Genomic DNA, 26,470 nt, shown 5'->3' with positions numbered 1-26,470 from the left:
GATGAAAGAATTATTCACTAAATTAAATGAACTGCCTAGAGCTAGAAAGAAGCTGTTGCTAATGACTATAGTTGAGAGTAGTTTTCAAAAATTATCTGATATTAAAGGTGGAAAGATATTGATTGGAGAGAATGACTATTATAGCAGTATAGATCAGCAGAGTTTGACTAAAGCTCTTCTAGAGCAGGGGAAGAAATATCGGCTTGAAGATAGTATTGAATTAGTTGAATTTGTAGTTGGGGAGGAGAAGGTCGAGGTCTTATTAGAGGCCTATCTACCTTCGACAAGGCTGATTATCTTAGGTGGTGGTCATATAGCCCATGCTCTAGCTAAAATCAGCGAAGGTTTAAATTTAGAGTTGATAGTCATCGATGATAGACCTTATTTTGCTAATCAAGAACGCTTTCCCCAAGCTAAAGAGGTAATCTGTAATGACTTTATAAGTGCTTTAGAAGCTTTAAATTTACATTCAGAGGACTTTGTGGTGATTGCTACTAGAGGACATAGGCATGATTTGGAATGTTTAAAGTTTGTATTAGCCAAGGAGACTGCTTATGTAGGGATGATTGGTAGTAAGCGTAGAATCAAGAAAATATTTAGCAATTTAGTAGAGGGAGGTTTTGCTCAAGAGAGCCTTGAGCAGGTCTATACCCCTATTGGCTTAGATATAGGAGCCCAGACCCCTTGGGAGATAGCGATCAGTATTCTTGCTGAAATCATTCAAGTTTATCGAACAGCAGTAGAAGTAGCAGTAGATCAAGTTGCTAGTCAGGAACTTATAGAAAGGATTGTAGAAGAGTTGGGTAAAGAAGATAACTCTTATGGAATGGCTTTAGTAACTATAGCTCAGACAAAGGGTTCTACTCCTAGAAAGGCAGGTGCTAAGATGTTAATCTTGGCTGATGGAAGGTCTTTTGGAACTATCGGTGGTGGTTGTAGTGAAGCAGAGGTAAAGCAAAAAGCAGTAGATTTAATCAAAAACCAAGCAGAAAGAGTGTTGCTTTATAGGGTTGATATGACTGCAGAGCTTGCTGCTGATGAAGGAATGGTCTGTGGTGGTGTGATGGATGTGGTTATTGAAATTATAAATTAAGAGAACAGAAGTTGATGTTAGATAATCTGACGTAAAGTTCACGCGATAAATTATTTTTTAACTTATAATATTAAATAATATTTAATTTATATCAAAATAATTAATATTCACTTGATTTTAAGTCTGCTTTTATTTATAATTTATATAAAGTTAACATATGTTTTACATGTGATTAACATTAGTTTGCAAGAAGTAATCTTTGTAAATAATTTTATTCTAAAAGGGGAGAAGTATTATGGGTCAAAAACTTAGTATAGATAATTTAATTAAAAAGTGTCAGCGATTTATCTCCTTCCCAGGGGAGTCTGGTCAAGAAAAGGAGGCTGCTACTTACTTAAAGGAGGTAATGGAGGATTTGGGCTTTGATCGGGTCTGGATAGATGATTGGGGCAATACTATTGGAGTGATTGAGGGTCAAGGGACAGAGAAGATACTATTACAAGGTCATATGGATACAGTGGGTGTAGAGAATCAAGAACTGTGGAGTATTAATCCTTATGGTGGTGTTATCAAAGATGGTAAGTTATATGGGCGAGGAACTTCTGATATGAGAACAGCAATCATGACAATGGCTTTTGCTGCAGCTAGCTTTATTCCTTGTAAAGAAGATTTACAAGGAGATATAATTGTAGCAGGCACTGTCCATGAGGAGATCTTTGAAGGGGTAGCTCAAGGAAAGGTAGTTGATCAAGTCGATCCTGATTTGGTGATTATTGGAGAGGCGACTAATTTGAATTTAGCTATTGGTCAGCGGGGGCGGGCTGAGATTCAAGTAACTACTTATGGTAAGAGTGCCCATTCTGCTAACCCTCAAGAAGGGGTCAATGCTGTTAAGCAAATGATGAAGTTCTTAGCAGAGGTCGAGCAGCTAGAGCTACCTGTTGATGATTTTCTTGGTGAGGCTATCTTGGAGCTGACTGATATTCATTCTAGACCCTATCCTGGTAGATCGGTAGTTCCTGAAGAGTGTCTAGCTACCTTTGATCGGAGGTTATTGGTTGGTGAGAGTGAAGAGAGTGTCTTGGCTCCTTTAGAAGAGATTAGCGATAATCTAAGTAAAAGAGATAAGACCTTTAAGGCTGAAGTCAAGTTGGTAGAGGCAGAGGTTGATTGCTACACTGGTAATACATTAGCTAGCAAGAGATTCTTCCCTGCTTGGAAGTATAGTCAAGAGGACTCTTTTGTTAAAGAGGCTTATCAGGCTTTACAGGACTCAGGTTTAAAGAGTCAGATCTCTCATTACTCCTTCTGTACTGATGGAAGTCAGAGTGCAGGGATACGCCAGATTCCTACTATAGGTTTTGGTCCATCAGTGGAGAAGTTAGCCCATGTGGTCGATGAGTATGTGGAACTAACAGAGCTAGAAGGGGCTTATAGAGGTTATGTTGCTATTTTGAAAAAGTTTTTAGCAGAGGATAGTAATTATGAAGACCTTGATTAAGAATGGAATTATCATTGATGGAATAAAAACTAAGAAGTTTAAAGGAGATTTAGTAATTGAGGGAGATTTAATAGTTGGGATTGGTCAATTTGATGAGGATGAATTTGATCAGATAATAGATGCAGAGGGTAAGGTAGTTTCACCAGGCTTTATCGATACCCATAGCCATTCTGATTTAGAGGTCTTAATCAATCCCTATATAGAGCCTAAGATTAGGCAAGGAATCACTACTGAGGTCTTGGGGCAAGATGGTATTTCGATGGCTCCTCTTCCTTTAGAGTATGTTGGTCCTTGGCGTAAGAATCTAGCTGGACTTGATGGCGATAGTGATCATCTTAGCTGGGATTGGCAGACGACCGATGGTTATTTGAAGTTATTAGAGGAGACAGAAATAGCTACAAATTTAGCCTATTTAGTCCCTCATGGGAATATTCGGATGGAGGTTATAGGCTTAGAGAATTGTCAGCCTGATGCTGAGCAAATGGAGAGAATGAAAGAGATTACTCACAGGGCTTTAGAAGCAGGGGCAGCGGGGTTATCAACGGGATTAATCTATATGCCTTGTGCCTATGGAGAACAAAAAGAACTGATTGAGCTATGTAAAGTGGTAGCAGAGTATGATAGACCATTAGTTATTCATCAACGAAGTGAAGCTGATGATATCTTAAATTCCATGCAAGAAGTAATTAAGATAGGTGAAGAGAGTGGAGTTAAGATACATTTCTCTCATTTTAAGGTCTGTGGTAAGAAGAATTGGGATAAGATTCCCCGAGTAGAAAAGTTCTTGGAAGAAGCCCAAGCTAAAGGAGTAAAAGTATCCTTTGACCAATATCCCTATGCAGCAGGCAGCACTATGTTAGGAGTAACCTTACCACCTTGGGTCCATGATGGTGGAACAGATAAGTTATTGGAGAGGTTAGAGGATGAAGAATTAAGAGAGCAGATGATTGCAGATGTTGAGTCAGGGATCCCTGGCTGGGATAACTTCATTGATTTTGCTGGCTTTGAGAATATCTACGTTACCAGTGTCAAGACAGAAGAGAACAGAAAATGTATCGGTAAGAACTTACTTGAGATAGCTCAACTAAAAGGAAAAGATCCTTATCATGCCCTCTTTGATCTGCTATATGAAGAAGAAAATGCAGTAGGGATGTATGACTATTATGGTCGGGAAGAGGATATTATTAGATTTATGAAAAGACCTGAGCAGAACTTCTGCACCGATGGTTTATTGGGTGGTAGACCCCATCCTAGGGTCTATGGTTCTTTTCCTAAGGTCTTAGATAAGTATGTCAGGGAAGAAGGAGTATTGACTTTAGAGGAGGCTATCTATAAGATGACTGCTAAGGCAGCAGAAGCCTTTGGGTTTAATGATCGCGGGACTTTGGAAGTAGGCAAAAAGGCTGATCTGCTTATCTTCAATCCAGCAACAGTTGCAGATAGAGCTACATTTATCGATCCTATCCAGTACTCTGTAGGGATTGAATTGGTGATGGTCAATGGAGAGCTAATTTTACAAAAAGGTCAGAAGACCAATAATCGACCAGGAGAGGTAATTAGATTAAAATGAAGTCAAGGAGAAATGAGGGATAGATAATGTCAAAAAATAATATTAAGGTAACTTATAATCAAGATACAAAGGATAATAAAAGGAAGGTCAGTGTAGACTCTTTTTCTAAGGAGGTAATTAAGGAGGTTAGAGAATTTCACCAGAGCTTCTCTCAATATGAAGTTACTCCTTTACATACCTTGAGTAATTTAGCAGAGGAGTTTAAGCTAGATAAGATTTGGGTTAAGGATGAGTCTTATCGCTTTGGCTTAAATGCCTTTAAGGTTTTAGGAGGCTCTTATGCCATCATTAAATATTTGAGTCAAAAATTAGAGATGGATATTAGTGAGTTGAGCTTTGAAAAGTTGAAATCTAAAGAGATTAAAGATAAGCTTGGTGAGATTACCTTTGTGACAGCAACCGATGGTAATCATGGTCGAGGTGTAGCTTGGGCTGCCGATCAACTAGATCAGAAGGCGGTAATCTTTATGCCTAAAGGGTCTGCTAAGATGAGGCTGGAGAATATCAGAAAAGAAGGGGCAGAAGCTACGATAACTGATTGTAATTATGATGATACTGTGAGAATAGCCCAAGAATATGCCAAGGAGAATAATGGGGTAATCGTTCAAGATACAGCCTGGGAAGGCTATGAAGATATCCCTTTATGGATTATGCAAGGATATATTACTGTTATCAGTGAGGTCGTAGAGCAGTTAGTGGCAGAAAAACCAACCCATATTATCCTACAAGCTGGAGTAGGTGCCTTTGCAGGCGCTATTTTGGCAGCTTTAGTATTTATTTATGGTGAAGAGTGTCCTTATACTATTATTGTTGAACCTGATAAGGCAGATTGTATCTACCAATCAGCACTAGCCAAGGATGGTCAGGCCCATAATGTAACAGGTGAGCTTGATACTATTATGGCTGGATTGGCCTGTGGTGAACCAAATCCAATAGCTTGGGAGATTTTAAGGGATTATGCCGATGCCTATCTATCCTGTCCAGATTATATAGCAGCCTTAGGGATGAGAATTGTAGCCAATCCACTAAAAGATGACCCAAGAATAATCGCAGGAGAGTCAGCAGCAGTAGGTATTGGTCTGTTGCAGATCTTATTAGAGGATGAAGCTTGTGGGGATATAGTAGAAGCTTTAAAGTTAGATCAAGACTCTAAAGTCTTAATCATCAGTACTGAAGGAGATACTGATCCAGTAGGGTATAGAGATATCGTCTGGAAAGGAAAGTACCCTCTACCAGAATTGTCTTAAAGATGTTTAGACCAAGTTTAAGTTTGAGCTTAAGTGTGCATTAGTCTTCTTATTAATTGCCTTAATTTTAGACTTTTACTTAAACTTAAAATATATAAATTTAAGGAGTGGATAACTATGTCAAGTTTATTAGAATCATTATTTTCATTAAAGGAGCATAAGACCAATATTAAAACAGAGGTTCTTGCAGGGATTACAACCTTTATGACCATGGCTTATATTATCTTTGTTAATCCTAGTATTGTTAAGGCTACAGGGATGCCCTTTGAAGCAGTAATGATTGCAACTGCAATGTCGGCAGCCTTTGCAACTTTATGTATGGCTTTTTTAGCTAATTATCCTTTTGCTTTAGCACCAGGGATGGGGCTGAATGCTTACTTTACCTATACTGTTGTTTTGGGAATGGGTCTTAGTTGGCAGGAGGCTTTAGGAGCAGTCTTTATTTCGGGAGTTGTCTTCTTATTATTGACCTTGACTAAGATCAGAGAGACAATTATTAATGCCATGCCAGCTACTTTAAAATCAGCAGTAAGTGCTGGAATTGGACTCTTTATTGCCTTTATTGGAATGCAGGGAGCAGGGATTGTGGTTAATAGTGATGCAACCTTAGTTACTTTAGGGGATCTAACCAATCCTAGTGCTTTTTTAGCTATAGTAGGGCTGATTATTACAGGGCTATTGATGGCTAAAGGAGTAAAAGGTAGTATCTTATGGGGGATTATTATTACCACAATCTTGGCAATTCCTTTAGGTGTAGCTCAGATGCCAGAGAAGATAATTGAGTTGCCAACTTTAGCTACTTGGTCTCCAGTCTTATTTAAGGCCGATATTAGTGGAGCCTTGGGTAAAGGAATTTTGACGATTGTATTTGCCTTCTTATTTGTAGATCTATTCGACACAGCAGGGACTCTGGTAGGGGTAAGTCAGCAGGCAGGCTTTTTAGATGAAGATGGTAACTTACCTAAGGTAGAAAAAGCATTATTGGCAGACTCTGTGGGAACAATTGCTGGTTCTATGATGGGAACTCCAACGGTTACTACCTATGTCGAATCGGCTTCTGGGGTAGCTCAAGGTGGTAGAACTGGTCTAACAGGAGTAGTAGTGGCACTTTGCTTTATATTATCAATCTTCTTTACTCCGGTGATTGCTATTGTACCAGCGGCAGCTACGGCACCAGCTTTGATTATTGTAGGTGCTTTGATGTTGAAGAATGTTGTTTATATTCAATGGGATAATATTGCTGAGAGTTTAGCTGCTTTTGTAACTATTGTAGCAATGCCCTTTACCTATTCAATTGCTACTGGTATTTCTTTAGGATTTATTATCTATCCGATTATCAAGTTCTTCTATGGTGAAGGTGAAGATGTTCATTGGATTGTCTACTTATTAGGTTTCTTATTTATAGTTAAGTATATCTACTTATAAAAACATATGGTTTTTGTACTTAAACAATCAATAAGGTGGCTATTTAGCCACCTTATTGATATGATTGAATTGATAATTTCATCAAAAATTAAAAATAATTAATTTAGAAGGTGAAGGATATGGATGATAAAAAAACATTAAAGTTGATTTTAGCAGCTTTAGGAATTGTGATTAATATGGTTTTTGGTACAGCGGTTTCTAGTTTTAAGATTCCTCTTTTATTTTTGGATACTATTGGTACTATTTTTGTGTCAGTGGTTTTAGGTCCTGTTTATGGGGTTATGACAGGAGGTTTAACTAATGTAATTCAAGGGGTTTTATTCAATCCTAAAAATATTCCCTTTGCTATCGTCAATATTGTGATTGCTTTAATTGTAGGATTAATTGCTAAAAGATATAGCTTTAATTATCTAACTGCTCTAATAACTGGACTAATCTTATCAGTAGTTGCCCCTTTGGTTGGGACTCCAATTGCAGTTTTTCTCTTTAGTGGTTTAACTGGTGGTGGAGTTGACCTACTTTATGCTTGGTTACTTCATTCAGGAGAGAGTATCTTTCAAGCTGCCTTCATTGCTAGGATTACTAGTAATTTAGTTGATAAGATTGCTAGCTGCCTTGTAGTAGCTTTTTTAGTGCAGAGATTCGATTATCAGATTCGAAAGAGATTCTAATATAGTAAAAGGAGAGGCTAGTTAATAATGAAGAGAGATAAAAAGATAGTTTTAATAGCCCATTGTATACTAAATTGTAATTCTAAGGTAGAAGGACTATCTCAATATAGAGGAGCTTTATCAGAGGTTGTTAGTCTATTAATGGAGCAAGGTTTAGGGATTATTCAGCTTCCTTGTCCAGAGTTAACAGTTTATGGTGTGAAAAGATGGGGGCATGTTAAAGAGCAGTTTAACACTCCTTATTTTCGAAAGCATTGTCGAGAGGTATTTAAACCTTACTTAGAACAGATTAAGGATTATCAGGCTGCTGATTATCAAATTGTGGGCTTGCTTGGTATAGAAGGTAGCCCTAGTTGTGGTGTAAATAGAAGCTGTTCTGGAGATTGGGGAGGAACATTTAGTTCACCCAAACTAGAGTTTAACCTTAATAATGTAAAGAGTATAGATGGAGCAGGGATATTTATCGAAGAGATAAGAGAGATTTTTAAAGAAGAGGAAATAGGTATTCCTATTATCGGGGTTGATGAGAAAGATTTAAAGCAAACATTTAAAATAATTAAAGGACTTTCATAAATTATATTAAATTATTAAAATTGAGCAATTAAAGAATAATCTTAAATTTCTTAAAAACTATGTTAATTATGAGAGGAGAATTTAAACTATGAAACAAGAGCAAACTAATTTAATTGAAAGTGCCCGTCAACAAGCGGAAGGATATTTTAGAAGGGGAGAGTATTATTGCTCTGAGGCAGTATTGACCACTATCAATCAATTATTGGGAGAAGAGTTGCCAGCAGAGATTGTTAAGTTGGCTTCAGGATTTCCAGTCGGAATCGGTAAGTCCAAATGTCTATGTGGGGCGATTAGTGGTGGAGTGATGGCTTTGGGTTTAAAGTATGGAAGGACAGAGCCAGGAGCCAAGATGCCAGCTAACTCTTTTCCTAGAAGTGCAGAGCTCCATGACTATATCAAAGAGGAGTATGGTTCTACCTGCTGTAGGGTGATTACTGCCAAATTTGAAGATTTTGCTAGTCCTAAACGGGCTGAGCATTGTATTGGGATCACAGGAGAAGTAGCTGCTTGGGTAATGAGTAAGTTCATTGAAGATGGAGTTTTAGATTAAGAATTGATTAAACCTTCAATTTGAATTAAAATAAATAGGGGGTAAAATAAATGACAGAAATTTTTAAAAGGGTGCCAGTACCGATAGCAGGTCTGATGCTTGGTTTAGCGGGTTTAGGTAATTTAATTCAAGGTTATGGTAATCAGTATCGTTATTTAGCTGGAATATTAGCTATGTTGGTGGCTTTGTTATTAATTGGTAGTTTCTTTGCTAATAAGAAAGGCTTCTTAGCTCAATTAGAGAATCCAGTTGTAGCTAGTGTTTTCCCAACCTTCTCTATGGCAATTATAATTTTAGCTACTTATCTGCTTCCTTTCTCTTACCAATTGGCCTTATATTTTTGGTATGGAGGGATTGTTCTACATATTTTATTGATGATCTTATTCTCTATTAGCTTTATCTTTAATTTTAATATCAAGAAGGTCTTTCCTAGTTGTTTTATTGTTTATGTAGGGATAGTAGTAGCTAGTGTAACTGCTCCAGCTTTTAATCAGCTGCAACTTGGTCAGATAATCTTCTGGTTTGGTTTTGCTACTTATCTGCTTTTGCTCCCAATAATCACTTATCGAGTCTTAGTTATTAAGGAGATTAAGAAGGCAGCCTTACCTACTATCTCTATCTTTACAGCTCCAGCAGGTCTTTGTTTGGCAGGTTATATGAGTGCTTTTACTAATAAAAGTCTGATGATGGTAGGATTACTTAGTCTATTGACCCTAGTTATGATAACTCTGGTTACAAGCTATCTGCCAAAAATGATTTCAAGAGATTTTTATCCCAGTTTTTCTGCTTTTACTTTTCCTTTTGTAATCACAGCCATTGGTTTGAAGATGGCTTCATCTTTTTTACAGAAGAATTTCAATAGTCTTTTGCTCTATTATCCAGCAAGGGGAGTAGAACTATTATCAATTGCTCTAGTGTCTTTTGTTCTATTCAAATACTTAGTACATATAGTTTCTGTTAAAAAGCTAAGAGAATTATCTACTCAAAAGAGTTAAATTAATGTTAGATAACTACTTTAGTATTAAAAAATAAGATTGGTGTGGACAGTTGTTACTAATTGCCTATTAATGAATTAATAAAAGGAGTAAATTAATATGATTTATGTCAATAATGCTGCCACAACTTGGCCTAAGCCAGAAGGGGTTTATCAGCAGATCAATTCTTGTATGAGGGATTTTGGCTATAACCCTGGTAGGTCTGGTGGTGTTGGAATATCTAGAATTGAAAGAGATATATTTAATGTTAGAACTAAGGTAGCCAAGTTAATTAATGCTGCTAATTCTTCTAGAGTTATCTTTACCTCTGGTGCTACAGAGGCATTGAATTTAGCGATAAAAGGGGTTTTACGGAAAGGTGATCATGTCATCACTACTGAGCTTGAACATAATTCTGTATTGCGTCCCTTAAGGAAATTAGAAAAAAGTAAGTTAATTGAGTTAAGTATTATTCAAATTGATCAAAAAGGTAGATTGAATTTAAAGCAGTTAGAAGAAGAAATTCAAGAGAATACTACTTTGATAGTAACTACCCATGCTTCTAATGTGATTGGAAGTATAGTCGATATCAAAAGAATTGGAGGGTTAGCTCATAATAGAGGGATTACTTATCTAGTTGATGCAGCTCAGACAGCAGGTGTAGTTGAGATTGATGTTGAGAAGATGAAGATAGATTTACTGGTTTTAGCAGGGCACAAATCACTATATGGTCCTCCAGGAATAGGAGTTTTATATATTAATGAAGGAATTGAACTAGATACCCTAATAGAGGGCGGAACAGGAAGTGACTCCTTATCGACTTATCAGCCGACAATCTTACCAGATCGCTATGAAGCAGGAACTCTCAATACTATGGGGATTATTGGTTTAGGTGCAGGGATTGATTTTGTTCTAGAGACTGGAATTGCTCAGATTAGAGCAGAAGAGCTAAGGTTGACTAAGAGGTTGATAGCAGGCTTAAAGAAGATAAATGATATTATAATCTATGGTGATTTAGAGATGGAAGCTAGAGTAGCCGTTGTAGGATTTAACTTAAAAGAAATAGCAGCAGCTGATTTGGGATATATCTTAGAAAGTCACTTCAATATCTCAGTTAGAGCAGGCTTGCACTGTGCTCCTTTACTCCACCAAGCCTTGCATACTAAAAAGATAGGGATGGTTAGAGTCAGTTTTTCCTATTTCAATACAGAAGAAGAGGTAGATATTATCTTAGAGGCTTTATCTAAAATAGCTAATAATAAGGAGGAGTTTGGTTTATGAAAGAGCTTGATGTACGAGGAATGATCTGTCCAAAGCCAGTTATTGAGACTAAAAAGGCTTTAGAGAAAAGTGATAAATTATTGGTGTTGTTAGATGATCAGGTGGCTAAGGATAATGTAATGAAGTTGGCTAAGAAGTTAAATTGCCAAGTTACTTTATTAGAAGATGGCAATGAATATCAGTTAACCATTAAAAAAACTGATATGGTTGTTGAGAAGCAGGATGAAAGTGGAGGGAAGGTCTATTTTATCAGTACTGATACTTTGGGTAAGGGTGAAGAAGAACTTGGTTATGCCTTGATGAAGGGTTTTGTTAGTACCTTATTAGAAATAAACCCATTGCCAGCTAAGATTATTTTTATCAACTCAGGGGTTAAAATTCCTACATTAAATCAGCAGGCTCAAGAGCATTTACAACAGCTAGTAGAGCAAGGGGTAGAGGTTGTATCCTGTGGAGCTTGTTTGAACTATTATGGACTAACTGAAAAGTTAGAGGTAGGTAGTATTACTAATATGTATGAGATAGTTGAGAGCTTAAATACAGGTGAGGTAGTATCATTATAGATAGATAGTGCGATACTTTAGCTACCAGCTACTGGCTTCTAGCTGTTAGCTAAGAACTTATAGGTTTACTAGCTAGAAGCTAGAGGCTAGTAGCTATTGGCTAATGAAAAAAGTGTCGCAATATCTCCATAAAGTATCATAATTAAATGTGATTTTAGCGATAGGTGATTATAAAGGAGGATTAAATTAGATGAAAGACAAAATCAAATTAACAGAGTATAGTAAGACTTCAGGCTGTGCAGCCAAAATGAGCCCTCAGGCTCTATCTAGGGTTTTGCATCAGGTTGATTTTAAATCAGGAGATGAGAGATTATTAGTAGGTTTGGACAAATCTGATGATGCTATTGCCTATCAATTTAGTGATGATAAGATATTGATTCAATCTGTTGATTTCTTTACACCAATAGTTGATGACCCTTATTTATTTGGGCAGATTGCTGCGACCAATGCTTTAAGTGATATCTATGCTATGGGAGGAAGACCATTATTAGCAATGAATGTAGTTGGTTTTCGGACCTGCTTAGGTGAGAAAGTTTTAGCTGAGATTTTACAAGGAGGAGCTGATAAAGTGGCAGAAGCAGGAGCAATTATAGCAGGTGGGCATACTATTCAAGATGATGAGCCTAAGTATGGCCTATCTGTGACAGGTGTGATAGAAGAGGGCAAGCTACTTACCAATTCAGAGGCTCAAGCAGGTGACTTTTTGATTTTGACCAAGCCTTTAGGTATGGGGGTTGTAGCTACTGCGATTAAAGGTGGTCTAATTACTAATATTAAAGATCACCCAGCCGTTAAAGCGATGAGGACTTTAAATAATAAAGCTGTGGCTCCAATGCAAAAAATTGGAGTTAATGCCTGTACTGATGTAACTGGTTTTGGTCTGTTAGGTCATCTATGGGAGATGGCTAAAGGTAGTGATGTTGAAATAGAGATCTTTTCTAGTGAACTGCCTATCTTTGCTGATGCTTTAGAGTATGCAGAGATGGGAATGATTCCTGAGGGGGCTTACTCTAATAAGAAGCATTTAGAGGACAAAGTTACATTTATAGGGGAGATTAAGCAGAATATAGTTGATATACTATTTGACCCTCAGACCTCTGGTGGACTATTAATTTCAGTTGCTGGGGATAAGGTTGCTGATTTATTGATAGAATTATATGCTTTGGGTATTGATGATGCCACTGTGATTGGGAGAGTTAGAGGTCATGGTGCTAAGATAAAGGTTAGTTATTAAAGAAGAGAGGTTATAGTAATGGGCTTAAATAATGAATATAATCTGTTAGTCTTTAATTCTACCCATCATGCTTTAGCGGCAGAAGGGATTCTACAAAAGCAAGGCTATAAAATTATGATGGTACCTGTCTTAGCTGAAATTACTGCTGATTGTGGAATGGCGATTAGAGTTAATACTAAGGATAATCCTTTAGAGATATTAAGAGAGAATAAGATAGAGATTGCAGGCTACTATCAAGTGATAAAAGATAAATTAGAGAAGAGGATAATAAGGTTAAAGAAGTAGATTGAAGCTTGTCTTATATGGTATTGAGAATATGTAGATTTAGATATTTTAAAGATATATTTTTAATAAAAGAAGAATCCTACTTTAGGATTCTTCTTTTGGGTAAATTTGATATTTTTAGCAGTATCCCATAGTAGATAAAACCAATAAGATAAGGATTAAGAATAGAACAAAAGCTTCATTGTCTCCGCCATCAACGCCTCCATAGCATCCCATGATACACACCACCTTTCTTAATTAAAGATAATTTTCAATTTGAGATTAACAGTATCCCATAGTGGATAAAACCAATAGGATAAGGATTAAAAATAGAACAAAAGCTTCATTATCTCCACAATAGTCACCCATCTTTTATCCCTCCTTTCTAGCTTGAAGGTTTTACCTGAGTTTATTTATTAATAAAATTAAGAACCTAAGAGCAATAAGATAAGGATTAAGAAGATAACAAAAGCTTCATTTCCTCCACAGTAGTCACCCATTATAATGTCACCCCCTCTTCTCTTGGTATATAATATTCAGTTATCCATTTTTTGTGATGATAATATCTACTATTTTTGAATGAAATTGTTTATATCGTTGGGTTTATTTAGTTTTGTATCATATTTCTAACAACTCCCGCCTAATATTAATAAGATAAGAACTAAGAAGATGATGAATTCATATCCGTATCCACATTTACCCATTGTAGTACACCTCCTTTTCCTCATTTGGTATATAATATTCACTAAACCATTTTTTGTGATTAGACAAGATTTGAGACTTGGTCTGAGATTAAGTTTAAGCTTGAGTAAACCATAAAATATTGTTCTGATTTTTACTTAAACTTAAATCTAAACTGTTGCAATATTTTCATTAAAAGAGAAGATATATATAAGTTAATTATTGTAATCTATTATTCAATGAAAAAAGAGCTCGGAGTTTCGAGCTCTTTTTTCTCCAGCTAATATCAAAGTAGCTGAATATCCGCTAGAGGTGATATTAGGATAAGATAATGGGTATGATGAACCAAGATTTATTTTACTTGACTTGGTTAGTATATCATATTCATTATGGTAAAAAATGTTAATAAAAATATCTGAAATTGGTCGTATGCCTTTTGTTGTAAAAATTATTACAGTTTAGACTAGTAGTTGTACAAGTGTATTTTTAGTTATTTTCCTCAAGTGAATGTAAGAATTTTGTAAAAATATAAAAATCCTATTGATATAATAGCTTTTATGCCTTATAATTAACACATATATAACATAAACTTTACACAAGAAGGAGTTGGTGATGGTGAAAAGGGTGATTTTTCCTTTTGTCTTATTATTGTTAATCTTACTTATAACATCAAATACAGTTTGGGCAGAGAGTCTGGTGAGGGGTGAAGAAGAGATTGCCATTGATACGATGTGGACCCTATTGTCGGCATTTTTAGTCTTCTTTATGCAGGCGGGCTTTGCGATGGTGGAAGCTGGCTTTACTCAGGCTAAGAATGCAGGGAATATTATCATGAAGAATCTAATGGACTTTTCTGTAGGCTCTTTAATTTATTGGGTTTTAGGTTTTAGTATCATGTTTGGAGTAGGGAATAAATTCGTATCTTTTAATGGTTTCTTTTTAAATGGTGATTTTAGTCATTTGGGATTAGATATTCCATTGGCTGCTTTTTGGTTATTTCAAGTTGTTTTTGCTGGAACTGCAGCGACTATCGTCTCTGGAGCTATAGCAGGTAGAACGAAATTTAATGCATACTTAATATGTAGTTTGGTAATCAGTGGTTTTATTTATCCTGTGGTTGGTTATTGGATCTGGGGTGGTGGCTGGTTAGGTGATATGATTGATTTTGCTGGATCTACTGTTGTCCATTCTGTAGGAGGTTGGGCTGCTTTGGCAGGGGCGATGGTCTTGGGTCCAAGGATTGGAAAATATAATGAGGATGGTTCTGCTAATAAGATTCCAGGACATAATTTGTTAATGGCTGCTTTGGGGGTATTTATCTTATGGTTTGGCTGGTTTGGTTTTAATGCAGGAAGTACTCTTGCTGGTACTGATTTGAATATTGCTAGTATAGCGATGACTACTAATTTGGCGGCGGCTGCTGGAGCTAGTTTAGCTTTAATTACTAGTTGGTTTAAATCTGGTAAAGCTGATGTCGGTATGACCCTAAATGGTGCTTTGGCAGGTTTGGTAGGTATTACAGCAGGGACAGCTAATGTTAATGATTTTGGAGCTGTGGCTATAGGGGCTATGGCGGGAGTTGTTGTAGTTTTTGCTATGGATATTATAGAAGGTTTACATGTAGATGATCCAGTTGGTGCTGTTTCGGTACATGGGGTCTGTGGTATCTTTGGGACGTTGATGGTGGGGATCTTTGCAACAGAAGGTGGATTGCTCTATGGAGGGGGGATTGAATTATTTCTTGTCCAATTAAGGGGTGTAGTGGCTGTAGCTCTATGGACCTTTTCTTTATCTTATCTTCTCTTTAAAGTAATTGATTTAGTCATTGGCTTGAGAGTTTCTAATGATGAAGAGATAAAAGGTCTTGATATCTCAGAGCATGGTTCTAGCTCTTATCCTGATTTTGGTTCTTTAAGTGGTAAGGTTATTGAGCAGGTACTGTTAGGTTTAAATAAGATGGCTAAAGGAGATTTCAGTACCCAATTATCCTTGGATGGTTTGAACGATAGTGAAGACAAGCTCTTGAATGTCTTTAATCGGACAAATAGGAAGGTTAAGGGATTAATTGGTGACTTGGCTAAAATGATTAATACATTAACTTCTTATAGTGGGGAGTTGTCCTCAGCTGTTGAGAAGAGTAATCTGATAGCAGAGAATACTGTGGCTAATATTGATAGTATGAAAGTTGGGATCGATCAAATCTCTGCTGGTAGTCAGCAAGCCAGTGCTCTTTCTCAAGAAGCAGCTTCTAAAACTGAAATCGGCAGCAGTAGTCTAGGAGATGCTATCTTGAAGATGGAAGAGATAAATGATTCTGTAAAGGAGGGGGTTGCTGCTATTAATCAGCTAGTAGGTAACTCTAATGAAATAGAGGATATTGTGAAGCTAATCAATGATATTGCCTCCCAGACCAATCTCTTGGCTTTAAACGCGGCTATAGAGGCTGCTCGTGCTGGTGAAAAGGGGCGTGGATTTGCCGTTGTAGCAGAAGAGATTAGAGTCTTATCCCGTAATACTAGTCAGGCAACTGATAAGATTAGAGATTTGATAAATGAAACTCAAGCTACTTCTAGAAAGAGTTTAGAGGCTGTGACTGATGTTGAAGAGAAGGCTTTGGTAGGAAAAAGTGTTATTAAAAATGCAGGAAGTGTCTTTAGAGATATAGAGAATTGTATTGTGGATGCTGCTGCTAATATTCAAGCTTCTTCTGATGATGCTCAAGGGTTGGTCGTGGTAGGTGAGGATGTTGAAAGTGGTGCTAGTGATATTGCTACTATGTCTGAAGAACTTAAATTATCCTCCCAAGAATTACTTTCTTTAGCGGAAGGTTTAAAAAGCTCTGTAGATGGCTTTGCTATTTAGACAGTTTTTAATAAAAAATAAATAAGCTTATACACTTGATAAGGGTCTCTGCAAAAACAGAGACCCTTATTTTTATTATTATAATCATGTTAACTTCAGAGCTAGGAGAGTTCTCGAAGAGTTTTAAGCGAAATCGTTATGTAAACTTTATCGGAACAACTAACATATAGGTGTCATGTATTTGTTATGTAGTTGTTATATTTGTGTTAAGTTTACCAAAAAAATCTATTTTTTTCTTGACATAGGATAAAAACAAGGCTATAATTAACACATACTTAACACAAAGGTGTAAGAAATAATAGTTTTGGTGTTGGGTGTGGGGTATGTTTAACATCTGTAAGTGAGTTTTTGCTATTATATTAGAAATTTAATGCTTTGGGTGATCTATTTGTGTCATATATATAGCAAACCTTACATATGATTAATATATCTGTGTTATTTATTTGTTATGTTTTTGTCATATATAAGTAAATATTTCTAAAAAATCTATTTTATTCTTGACACAGGAGATAAACGAAGCTATAATTAACACATACTTAACATTATTTCGCAAAAACAACGCTCTTTGATGTTAATTATAGCAAAATACTTAACATGTAATATTGTTTATGGAACTTATGTTAGTTTACTTTTGATTTGAAGACAGATTAACTTGTCTTTAAATAAATATAAGAAAATAAGAAGAGGAGGAATTTTTGTGAGACAGGTAGCTATTTATGGAAAAGGTGGTATTGGTAAGTCAACAACTACTCAGAATTTAACATCATCATTGGCAGAGATGGGTAAAGAAATTATGGTTGTTGGATGTGACCCAAAAGCTGACTCGACAAGAATGTTATTAGGAGGAATGGATCAAAAGACTGTACTTGATACTTTAAGAGAAGAAGGTCAAGATATTGAATTAGATGATATTATGAAAAGAGGTACTGATTTCAGTAATATCCGCTGTGTAGAATCTGGTGGACCAGAGCCTGGAGTTGGATGTGCAGGGCGTGGAATTATTACTTCGATCAATATGTTAGAAGGTTTAGGAGCTTACACAGATGATTTAGATTATGTATTCTATGACGTATTAGGAGACGTTGTTTGTGGTGGATTTGCGATGCCGATTCGTGAAGGAAAGGCTCAAGAGATTTATATCGTAGCAAGTGGAGAGTTAATGGCGATGTATGCGGCTAACAATATCTGTAAAGGTATTAAGAAGTATGCTGAATCAGGTGGAGTAAGACTTGGAGGAATCATTTGTAATAGTCGTAAGGTAGATGGAGAGCTTGAATTATTAGAGGCTTTTGCTAAAAGATTAGGAAGTCAATTAATTCATTTTGTTCCAAGAGATAACGTTGTTCAAAGAGCAGAGATCAATCGAAAAGTAGTTATTGCTTATGAACCAGAGTGTGAGCAAGCAGATGAGTATAGATCTTTGGCTAAAGCAATTGATGATAATGAATTATTTGTAATTCCTGATCCAATGGAGCAAGAAGAATTAGAGTCATTGATGATGGAGCATGGTATTTTAGAATTGTAATTTAGTGCTTTTAAACATATGAATCGATTACTAGTGAAAGTCAGTTAATATTGATTGTTGAGTGATAAAATATTAGAGATAAAGAATATATAGATAAAATATTAGGCGATATTAACTGACTGTATTTAAACTAAGGGGGGTATACAGATTATGAAAATGGTGAGATCAATTGTAAGACCTGAGAAGGTTAATGAGATATTAGCAGAAGTAAGTGATGCAGGATTTCCAGCTGTTACTAAGATTGATGTGGCAGGTAGAGGTAAGCAAAGAGGTGTTAAGGTAGGAGATATCCACTATGATGAATTACCTAAAGAGATGTTATTAATGGTAGTAAATGATGAGGATGTAGATGATTTAGTTAAGATTATAATTAGAACTGCTAAAACTGGTGAAGGTAACTTTGGAGATGGAAAGATATTTGTAAGTGAAGTTGAAGAGGCTTACACAATTAGTACTGGTAAAAAAGGCTTATAAAAGGAGGTCTTGTGATGAAGGAAGTTATGGCTATTGTCCGCATGAATATGATTAATAAGACCAAAAAGGCTCTTTCTGCAGAAGGTTTTGACTCAATGACCTGCCGTAAGGTTTATGGTAGAGGTAAGAAGAAAGTTGATTATGAGTTGATTAATTCACTATTATCTGGAGCGGAGATAGAATCTCCAGAGGTAGCTGAAGCAGTATCTGAAGGGCATCGTTTGGTTCCAAAAAGGTTAATTACCTTAATAGTTAATGATGATGATGTAGAAAAGGTCGCTAATACTATTATTAGTGTTAATAAAAGTGGTAATGCAGGTGATGGAAAGATATTTGTTATTCCTGTAACTGGAGCTGCAAGAGTAAGAACAGGAGAAGTGGGAGAAGAAGCTATATAAGGTTATAAGTTTAAACTTTGGGGGTGAACCAATATGATAGATAATAAAAATTTATTAGAGAATTTATTAAGTGCTTATCCTGGTAAATCTATGAAGAACAGGAAAGAGCATATGATGATTAAGGATTCAGGAGAAGAAAAACAGCATATTATGGCTAATACCAGAACTGTACCTGGTATTATGACAAATAGAGGTTGTGCTTATGCAGGTTGTAAAGGGGTAGTTTTGGGACCGTTGAAGGATGTAGTTCATATTACCCATGGTCCGATAGGATGTTCTTATTATACTTGGGGAACAAGACGTCATAAAGGTAGAGCAAAAGATGGTGAAAAGAACTTTATCAGTTATTCATTCTCTACTGATATGCAAGATCCAGATATCGTATTTGGTGGAGAGAGGAAGTTGAAGCAAGCAATTAAAGAGGCTGTAGAGATCTTTGAACCTGAAGCAATTAGTATCAGTGCTACTTGCCCAGTGGGATTAATTGGTGATGATATTAATGCAGTAGCTAAAGAGGCTCAAGCAGAGTATGGTATTCCCGTATTGGCTTTTAGTTGTGAAGGTTATAAAGGTGTAAGTCAGTCTGCAGGTCACCATATTGCCAATAATAATTTTATGGAGAATGTAGTAGGAACTAAAGATAGAGAACCTAAGACTAAATATCCAATTAACTTATTAGGTGAGTATAACATTGGTGGAGATGGATTTGAAATCTCTAGAATCTTAGATAAGATTGGCTATGATGTTGTTTCTATAATGACTGGTGATGGTACTTTAGAGGAGATTAAAGAAGCTCATACAGCGGATTTGAACTTAGTACAATGTCACCGTTCAATCAACTATATTGCTGAGATGATGGAAGAAAAGTATGGTATTCCGTGGTTGAAGATAAACTTCATTGGAGTACAAGGAACAATAGAAACTCTTAGAAATATGGCTAAGTACTTTGATGATGAAGAGTTAATTCAAAGAACTGAAGAGGTAATTGAAGAGGAATTAGGAGAAATTAAAGATGTAATAGCTCAGTATAAGAAGATGTGTGAAGGAAATACTGCATGCTTATTCGTAGGTGGATCTAGAGCTCACCATTACCAAAACTTATTTAAAGAGATTGGTATTGAGACTGTAGTAGCAGGATATGAGTTTGGTCATCGTGATGATTATGAAGGAAGAGAGATTATTCCAGATATTGAGATGACTGCTGATGATAGAAATATTCCTGAATTGAAAGTAACTAAGGATGAAAAGCGTTATAAGTTACGTTTGTCTGAAGAAAGATATGAACAATTAAAGAAAGAGATGCCTTTAGGTGAGTATAAAGGTTTAGTGACAGCAATGGAAGATGGTCAAATTTTGATAGATGACTTAAACCATTATGAGACTGAAGTTCTGCTTGATGCTTTAAAACCAGCTGTCTTTGGTTCTGGTATTAAAGATAAATATGTAGCTCAGAAGATGGGTATCTTCTCAAAGCAGTTACACAGTTATGATTACAGTGGACCATATGCAGGATTTAAAGGTGCTGTCAACTTTGCTAGAGATATATCTGCTGGTATAAATACTCCAACTTGGAATTATATCACAGCTCCATGGAAGAATGATCCAGAAATAGAAGCTGAATTAGGAGGTGCAAGCTAATGTCGTTAACACCAAAGAAAATTACAGAAAGAAGTGGATTAGTAGTTAATCCAGTAAAGACTTGTCAACCGATAGGAGCAATGTATGCTGCTTTAGGAATAAATAAATGCTTACCTCATAGTCATGGTTCTCAAGGATGTTGTTCTTTTCATAGAATGCATTTGACTAGACATTTTAGAGATCCAGTAGTAGCAACTACCAGTTCATTTACTGAAGGAGCTTCAGTATTTGGGGGAAGATCAAACTTAAATACTTCAATGAAAAATATTTGGAAATTATATAATCCTGATGTGGTAGCGATTAATACAACTTGTTTATCAGAAACAATTGGTGATGATGTAGGGTCTATGATTGCATCCATGGATTTACCAGAAGGTAAGACTGTTATCCATGCTAGTACTCCAAGTTATGTTGGTTCTCATATCACTGGTTATTCTAATATGGTGCAAGCAATGATTAAGCAACTTGCTCAAAAGGATGAAGAGGCTAGTAATGAGAAGATCAATCTTATCCCTGGATTTGTAGATCCTGGTGATATGAGAGAGATCAAAAGAATTACAAAATTAATGGGAATTCCATTTACTATGTTACCAGATACTAGTGGAGTAGTAGATTCTCCAATGACAGGAAAGTATGAGATGTATCCTAAAGGTGGAACTACTATTGAAGAGATAAAAGATTCTGGAAATTCTAAAGCTACAATAGCTCTAGGAAGCTTTGCTTCTGAGGCTGGTGCTTTTGAATTAGAACGTAAATGTGATGTTAAACCTTACGTTTTAAAGACTCCAATTGGAGTTAAAGCAACTGATGAGTTCATTATGCAATTAGTTAAGATTACTGGACAAGAGGTTCCTTATGCTTTAGAAGAGGAGAGAGGTCAGTTGGTTGATATTATGACAGATACTCATTTCCACTTCCATGGTAAAACAGTTGCTATCTTCGGTGATCCTGATGTAGTAATTGCTATGACTGAGTTTGTAGTTAGTCTTGGTATGACACCTAAGTATGTTGTAACTGGTACTCCAGGTAAAGAGTTTAAGCAACAAGTTGATGCTATCTTAGAAGATGCTGGAGTAGAGGGTGTTAAAGTGAAGAATCCAGGTGACTTATTAGAGTTACATCAATGGATTAAAAATGAGTCAGTAGATTTAATTATCGGAAATTCTTATGGGAAGTATATTGCTAAAGAAGAGGATATTCCTTTAGTAAGATTTGGTTTCCCAATCTTAGATAGAAGTGTTCAAAGTTATCTACCGATTGTGGGATACAAAGGTGCTATGAGATTAATTGAGAAGATAAGTGGTGCTTTATTAGATAGAGCAGATAGAGATGCAACTGAAGAGGATTTGGAATTAGTAATGTAATTATTATAAGCGGTATGGTGAATCTGGTACATTCACTATACTGCTTATAAATAATACCAATCAAATCACTAAGTTTAGTTACTACCTGCTCTCTATAAATATGCCATCATTATTATACAATACTATAAGGTGGTGAGTCAAGTGAGTAGAAGTGCGGAATTAGGGACGTTAGAAGAAAGAAAAGATTCTATTCTTCGTAATTCAAAACAGGAGAAAAAAGATCTAAAATGTGATCAAAATAGTGTAGCAGGAGCAGTAAGTCAAAGAGCTTGTGTGTACTCTGGAGCTAGAGTTGTCTTAAACCCAATTACTGATGCTTATCATTTGGTCCATGGACCAATTGGCTGTGCTAGTTATACTTGGGATCTTAGAGGTAGCTTGACCAGTGGTGCTGAGGTGTTTAGAAATAGTTTTTCTACTGATTTAAGAGAGAAAGATATTGTCTTTGGAGGAGAGAAGAAGTTAACTGCTGCTATTGATGAAATAGTAGAAGCCTATGATCCAAAGGTTGTCTTTGTTTATTCAACCTGTGTAGTAGGTGTAATTGGTGATGATTTAGCTGCAGTCTGTAAAGCTGCTGAACAGAAGTATAATATTAGAGTGATTCCAGTACAGGCTCCAGGTTTTGCTGGTAATAAATCTACTGGTTATAAAGCAGCTGGTAATGCCATTTTGGAATTGATGGATACTAATGTTACACCCCTTAAAAAGAAGGGTATTAATATTTTAGGTGACTATAATTTAGCTGGAGAGCTGTGGATTCTTCAGGGTTATCTAAATAGAGTTGGGATTGAGGTCAATGCTAAATTTACTGGAGATTCTAGCTGTGAAGAGATAATGAGAGCTCCACAAGCAGAGTTGAATATAGTCCAGTGTGCTGGATCTATGACTTTGTTAGCTAAAAAGATGGAAAAAAGATATGGGATACCTTTTGTTAAGATCAGCTTTGTGGGGATAGATGATACTATTGCTTCTTTAAGAAAGATAGCTCAACTATTAGGTGAACAGAAGATAATTGATAATGTAGAAGAGTTGATTAAAGAAGAGCAAGCTAAGGTAAAGGAAGAATTGGAGTTTTATAGACAGAGACTAGAAGGCTATAGTGCTGCTATCTATGTCGGTGGTGGATTTAAAGCTATTTCATTGATTAAACAGTTCAATAGTTTAGGAATAAATCCTGTAATGGTAGGAACTCAAAATGGAAAAAAGGAAGAGTATGCTCGGATTAGAGATTTGACTGATGAAGGGACTATCATCCTTGATGATGCCAATCCTACTGAACTTGAGAAGTTTATGAAGGAAAGAGGAGCAGATATCTTGGTTGGTGGAGTAAAAGAGAGACCTTTAGCTTATAAGCTAGGAGTAGCTTTTTGTGATCATAATCATGGTAGAAAGCATCCTTTAACTGGTTTTGTAGGAGCTGTAAATTTTGCTAAAGAGCTGGATTCTACCTTAAATAGTCCAGTATGGAAGATTATTGCTAAAGAAAGTGGAGGTGAATAGATATGGCTCGTAATTTTATAAATTTAGATGTAAATCCCTGTAAAATGTGTATGCCTATGGGAGCGGCGATTGCTTTTAAAGGGATTGAAAAATCAATTTTGATGATGCATGGTTCCCAAGGTTGTAGTACTTATATGAGGCGACATATGGCTACCCATTATAATGAGCCAGTAGATATTGCTTCTTCTTCTTTAACTGAACAGGGGACTGTTTATGGTGGAGAGAATAATTTGAAAAAAGGTTTAAGAAATACAATTCAATTGTATCAACCTAAAGTTATTGGCGTTGTAACCACTTGCTTGGCAGAGACAATTGGTGAAGATATTGATAGATTGATTAACGAGTTTGTAGCAGAAGAGGAGATTGCAAAGGATATAACCTTTATTCCAGTTGCAACCCCAGGCTATGGTGGAACAGAGTATGAAGGATATTATTTATCTTTAAGAAAGATGGTAGAAAGACTTGCTGAAGAAGGGTCAAATGATAAAGTTAATATCATTGCTGGAAATTTAACTCCTGCTGAAATTAGAAGGATTAAGGAAATCTTAGAGTCTTTTTCAATTAGCTATAATTTATTACCTGATATTTCTAAGACTTTAGATGCACCTTATTCTAAAGATTATCAAAAACTGCCTGATGGTGGGACTACGATCGAAGAGATTAAAAGCATGGGCGGAGCTAAGGCGACGATTGAATTAGGGGCTTTGCTTGATGAAAAGATCTCTGCAGGTCAGTTTTTAGAAGATGAATTTAGAATACCTTTATATCGGGTTGCTCTACCTATTGGCTTAGCTAATGTCGATAAATTTATTAATGCTTTATCTAAAGTTACTGGAGCTAAGCCAGATCCTAAATTGACAGAGGCTAGAGGAAGAATGCTAGATGCTATGGTTGATTCTCATAAATATAATGCCCAAGGAAGGGCTGCTATCTTTGGTCAACCAGAACTGGTATATTCTATTGCTACCTTATGCTTAGAGAATGGGCTTGTACCTGCTTTGTTGGCTACAGGAGCTAAGACGTCTAAATTAGAAGAGTTGTTGAAAAAAGACTTTGGCTTGGCTGTTGAAGACACTGTGATTATAGATGATACAGATTTTGATACTATCAGAGATTATGTCAATAAATTGGATGTCAATATCCTAATTGGACATTCTGATGGTAAGTTTATTACTGAAAGGGATGGAATACCTTTAGTAAGAGTAGGCTTTCCAATCCATGATAGAGTGGGAGGTCAAAGAAAGGTCACTATAGGATATGATGGTTCTGTTAACTTTTTAGATGAGATTACCAATACGTTATTAGATAGAAAATATAGTTCTTATCGTGAAGATATGTATGATAAGCACTTTACTGGATAGATTAGGGCTGACTAAATATTTTGAATCTTTAAGAATTTATGCTTAAAACTATTTTGGGATAAAAAGGGGGGATTGTCTTGAAAATAGCTGTAAGTGTCAATAATAATGAAGAGATAGTTTCTCATTTAGGCAAAGCAAAGATATTCTATATCTTTTCTAAAGATAAAGAAGAGATTTCTTTTATCGAAAGTAGAGTCACTGAAGGGAATCATGAAAATCATATTATAGAAGATATCAAAGATTGTAATACTGTTATCTCTGGAAAGATTGGTACAGGGATGGTAGAGAGTTTAAAAAAATTAGGTATTAAAGCAATAACTGAGAAGAGTACTTTAAACCCTGTAAAAGCAATAGCTAAGATATAGGTGGCTATCATAATTTATTTTGATAGAGATGAAAAATTTTAATGGCTGACAAAATATAATGGTTAAAAGAACTCCTATAGATAAGAGAAGAGAGTAGGGAGTAAAAAAAGGGGGGTATAAGATGGGTGGTTGTTCAGTTGATTTAGATATGAATTTCCCAGAAGAAACATCATTAGATACTATGTTAAAGACTTCGAAACATCCCTGTTATAGCGAATGTGCTCATGAATATGCGAGGATGCATATTCCTGTTGCGCCAAAATGTAATATCAGCTGTAATTATTGCAATAGAAAGTATGACTGTTTACATGAGAGTAGACCAGGTGTAACCAGTGAGGTGTTAACTCCGCAGGGAGCTTATAAGAAATACTTATTGGTTAAAGAGAAGCTTCCTAATTTAAAGGTAATTGGTATTGCAGGTCCTGGTGATGCTTTGGCCAATTTTGAGGAGACTAAAAAGGCTATTGAATTGATTAGAGAAAATGATCCTGAGATGACTATCTGTATCTCTACAAATGGCTTAATGCTACCTGAATATGCTGAAGAGTTAGTGCAATTGGGAGTTAGACATGTTACCATTACTATCAATACGATCGATCCTAAGATAGGAGCTTCAATTTATAAATGGGTCTATTATAAGGGGAAGATATTAGTTGGAGAAGAAGGGGCACAAGTGCTTTTAAATAATCAATTAAAAGGGTTGACCTATCTGGCTAGTAAAGGGGTTTTATGTAAAGTAAATATAGTAATGGTTAAAGGGTTAAATGATGAGCATATTCCAGAGGTTGTTGATAAAGTAAAGGAATGTGGTGCCTTTATGACCAATATAATGCCTCTTATTCCAGCAGAAGGTAGTGAATTTGAAGATATGCCTTTGGTTAGTAATAAGGAATTAAATGAGTTAAGGGATAAATGTTCTCTTAATTTAAAACAGATGTATCACTGTAAGCAGTGTAGAGCTGATGCTATTGGTCAGCTGTCCCAGGATATATCGATTGAGTTTAGAGGTTCAGTCTCTGAACCACAAGAAGAGAAAAAGTCAGATAACATTGGAGGTTCTGAATTATTGTTTGCAGTGGCTTCAAAGACTGGTAGGTTGATCGATCAACATTTTGGACATGTAGAGGACTTTTTGGTATATAAGTATACAGAGCAAGGGATAGTGCTTGTCGATAAGAGGAGTATAGATAAATACTGTACTGGTAAAGAATGTGATGATAAAGATGATAAGATGAGTAGTATAATTGATTTGTTAGCTGATTGTGAAGCTGTCTTATCGATGAGAATAGGTTATGAACCAAAGAAGAAGTTATTAGAAAGAGGTATTAAGTCCTTAGAGTTATATGATGCTATTGAAGATGGGATTGAACATGCAGTAGAAAAGTTGAATTTAAAGCAAATTAGTTAAGTAGT

General features: G+C 35.9%; 23 protein-coding genes and 1 pseudogene. All 24 read left to right on the top strand.

What is annotated here, in order from left to right:
* Position 1 precedes the first annotated feature (1 nt).
* The 24 genes and pseudogenes from BX659_RS06880 (at position 2) to nifB (ending at position 26,465) form a co-directional block, all read left to right on the top strand.
* Entirely contained in the window at positions 2-1,093 is a 1,092-nt protein-coding gene (locus BX659_RS06880; protein WP_106231775.1) for an XdhC family protein, read from the top strand.
* 235 nt (positions 1,094-1,328) lie between these two features.
* Positions 1,329-2,534 carry a YgeY family selenium metabolism-linked hydrolase gene (locus tag BX659_RS06875; protein WP_106231774.1) on the top strand — a complete coding sequence of 402 codons (1,206 nt, stop codon included), beginning with the start codon at positions 1,329-1,331 and terminating at the stop codon, positions 2,532-2,534.
* Entirely contained in the window at positions 2,518-4,104 is a 1,587-nt protein-coding gene (locus BX659_RS06870) for an N-acyl-D-amino-acid deacylase family protein (protein ID WP_097017265.1), read from the top strand. Before BX659_RS06875 ends, BX659_RS06870 begins: the two co-directional genes overlap by 17 nt.
* 26 nt (positions 4,105-4,130) lie before the next feature.
* Positions 4,131-5,351, top strand: coding sequence for a diaminopropionate ammonia-lyase (dpaL, locus tag BX659_RS06865; RefSeq protein ID WP_097017264.1), 1,221 nt, complete (start codon positions 4,131-4,133; stop codon positions 5,349-5,351).
* Positions 5,352-5,468: 117 nt separating this feature from the next.
* Positions 5,469-6,776 carry an NCS2 family permease gene (locus BX659_RS06860; protein WP_097017263.1) on the top strand — a complete coding sequence of 436 codons (1,308 nt, stop codon included), beginning with the start codon at positions 5,469-5,471 and terminating at the stop codon, positions 6,774-6,776.
* Positions 6,777-6,895: 119 nt separating this feature from the next.
* Positions 6,896-7,447: a CD3073 family putative ECF transporter S component gene (locus BX659_RS06855; RefSeq protein ID WP_097017262.1), complete on the top strand. Its 552-nt coding sequence runs from the start codon at positions 6,896-6,898 to the stop codon at positions 7,445-7,447.
* Positions 7,448-7,474: 27 nt separating this feature from the next.
* Entirely contained in the window at positions 7,475-8,020 is a 546-nt protein-coding gene (locus tag BX659_RS06850) for a CD3072 family TudS-related putative desulfidase (protein WP_097017261.1), read from the top strand.
* An 88-nt stretch (positions 8,021-8,108) separates the two neighbouring features.
* Positions 8,109-8,570 carry a C-GCAxxG-C-C family protein gene (locus BX659_RS06845; protein WP_097017260.1) on the top strand — a complete coding sequence of 154 codons (462 nt, stop codon included), beginning with the start codon at positions 8,109-8,111 and terminating at the stop codon, positions 8,568-8,570.
* A gap of 50 nt (positions 8,571-8,620) precedes the next feature.
* Positions 8,621-9,565: a TDT family transporter gene (locus tag BX659_RS06840; protein WP_097017259.1), complete on the top strand. Its 945-nt coding sequence runs from the start codon at positions 8,621-8,623 to the stop codon at positions 9,563-9,565.
* 99 nt (positions 9,566-9,664) lie between these two features.
* Positions 9,665-10,825 carry an aminotransferase class V-fold PLP-dependent enzyme gene (locus BX659_RS06835; protein ID WP_097017258.1) on the top strand — a complete coding sequence of 387 codons (1,161 nt, stop codon included), beginning with the start codon at positions 9,665-9,667 and terminating at the stop codon, positions 10,823-10,825.
* The gene (gene yedF / locus BX659_RS06830; RefSeq protein ID WP_097017257.1) at positions 10,822-11,388 is read left to right on the top strand and encodes a sulfurtransferase-like selenium metabolism protein YedF; all 567 of its coding nucleotides are present in this window, start codon (positions 10,822-10,824) and stop codon (positions 11,386-11,388) included. Before BX659_RS06835 ends, yedF begins: the two co-directional genes overlap by 4 nt.
* 190 nt (positions 11,389-11,578) lie before the next feature.
* Positions 11,579-12,622 carry a selenide, water dikinase SelD gene (gene selD, locus BX659_RS06825; RefSeq protein ID WP_097017256.1) on the top strand — a complete coding sequence of 348 codons (1,044 nt, stop codon included), beginning with the start codon at positions 11,579-11,581 and terminating at the stop codon, positions 12,620-12,622.
* Between the two features lie 18 nt (positions 12,623-12,640).
* The gene (locus BX659_RS06820; RefSeq protein WP_097017255.1) at positions 12,641-12,907 is read left to right on the top strand and encodes a DUF3343 domain-containing protein; all 267 of its coding nucleotides are present in this window, start codon (positions 12,641-12,643) and stop codon (positions 12,905-12,907) included.
* Positions 12,908-14,179: 1,272 nt separating this feature from the next.
* Positions 14,180-15,472: pseudogene (locus BX659_RS19660) on the top strand (ammonium transporter); the annotation flags it as partial.
* A 51-nt stretch (positions 15,473-15,523) separates the two neighbouring features.
* Positions 15,524-16,429 (top strand): methyl-accepting chemotaxis protein, encoded by a 906-nt coding sequence (locus BX659_RS19655; RefSeq protein ID WP_367302826.1) that lies wholly within the window; start codon positions 15,524-15,526, stop codon positions 16,427-16,429.
* Positions 16,430-17,126: 697 nt separating this feature from the next.
* The gene (gene nifH, locus BX659_RS06810; protein WP_097017253.1) at positions 17,127-17,954 is read left to right on the top strand and encodes a nitrogenase iron protein; all 828 of its coding nucleotides are present in this window, start codon (positions 17,127-17,129) and stop codon (positions 17,952-17,954) included.
* A gap of 150 nt (positions 17,955-18,104) precedes the next feature.
* On the top strand, positions 18,105-18,428 hold the full coding sequence (locus BX659_RS06805; RefSeq protein ID WP_068716927.1) for a P-II family nitrogen regulator: 324 nt from the start codon (positions 18,105-18,107) through the stop codon (positions 18,426-18,428).
* A gap of 14 nt (positions 18,429-18,442) precedes the next feature.
* Positions 18,443-18,826 carry a P-II family nitrogen regulator gene (locus tag BX659_RS06800; RefSeq protein ID WP_097017252.1) on the top strand — a complete coding sequence of 128 codons (384 nt, stop codon included), beginning with the start codon at positions 18,443-18,445 and terminating at the stop codon, positions 18,824-18,826.
* A 33-nt stretch (positions 18,827-18,859) separates the two neighbouring features.
* Positions 18,860-20,464, top strand: a complete 1,605-nt coding sequence (gene nifD, locus BX659_RS06795) for a nitrogenase molybdenum-iron protein alpha chain (RefSeq protein WP_097017251.1) — start codon at positions 18,860-18,862, stop codon at positions 20,462-20,464.
* Positions 20,464-21,828: a nitrogenase molybdenum-iron protein subunit beta gene (gene nifK / locus BX659_RS06790; protein WP_097017250.1), complete on the top strand. Its 1,365-nt coding sequence runs from the start codon at positions 20,464-20,466 to the stop codon at positions 21,826-21,828. The genes nifD and nifK overlap by 1 nt, the downstream gene beginning before the upstream one ends.
* A gap of 141 nt (positions 21,829-21,969) precedes the next feature.
* A complete protein-coding gene (nifE, locus tag BX659_RS06785; protein ID WP_097017249.1) occupies positions 21,970-23,331 on the top strand; it encodes a nitrogenase iron-molybdenum cofactor biosynthesis protein NifE in 1,362 nt (453 codons plus the stop codon).
* A 2-nt stretch (positions 23,332-23,333) separates the two neighbouring features.
* Entirely contained in the window at positions 23,334-24,692 is a 1,359-nt protein-coding gene (locus BX659_RS06780; RefSeq protein ID WP_097017248.1) for a nitrogenase component 1, read from the top strand.
* Positions 24,693-24,769: 77 nt separating this feature from the next.
* Positions 24,770-25,057: a NifB/NifX family molybdenum-iron cluster-binding protein gene (locus BX659_RS06775; protein ID WP_097017247.1), complete on the top strand. Its 288-nt coding sequence runs from the start codon at positions 24,770-24,772 to the stop codon at positions 25,055-25,057.
* A gap of 121 nt (positions 25,058-25,178) precedes the next feature.
* Positions 25,179-26,465 (top strand): nitrogenase cofactor biosynthesis protein NifB, encoded by a 1,287-nt coding sequence (nifB, locus tag BX659_RS06770; RefSeq protein WP_097017246.1) that lies wholly within the window; start codon positions 25,179-25,181, stop codon positions 26,463-26,465.
* Positions 26,466-26,470 lie beyond the last annotated feature (5 nt).

The organism is Orenia metallireducens, from assembly GCF_003001995.1.
Lineage (GTDB): Bacteria > Bacillota > Halanaerobiia > Halobacteroidales > Halobacteroidaceae > Orenia > Orenia metallireducens_B.
The sequence above is the reverse complement of the archived record's forward strand: the minus strand, read 5'-3'. Positions and strand labels throughout refer to the sequence as shown.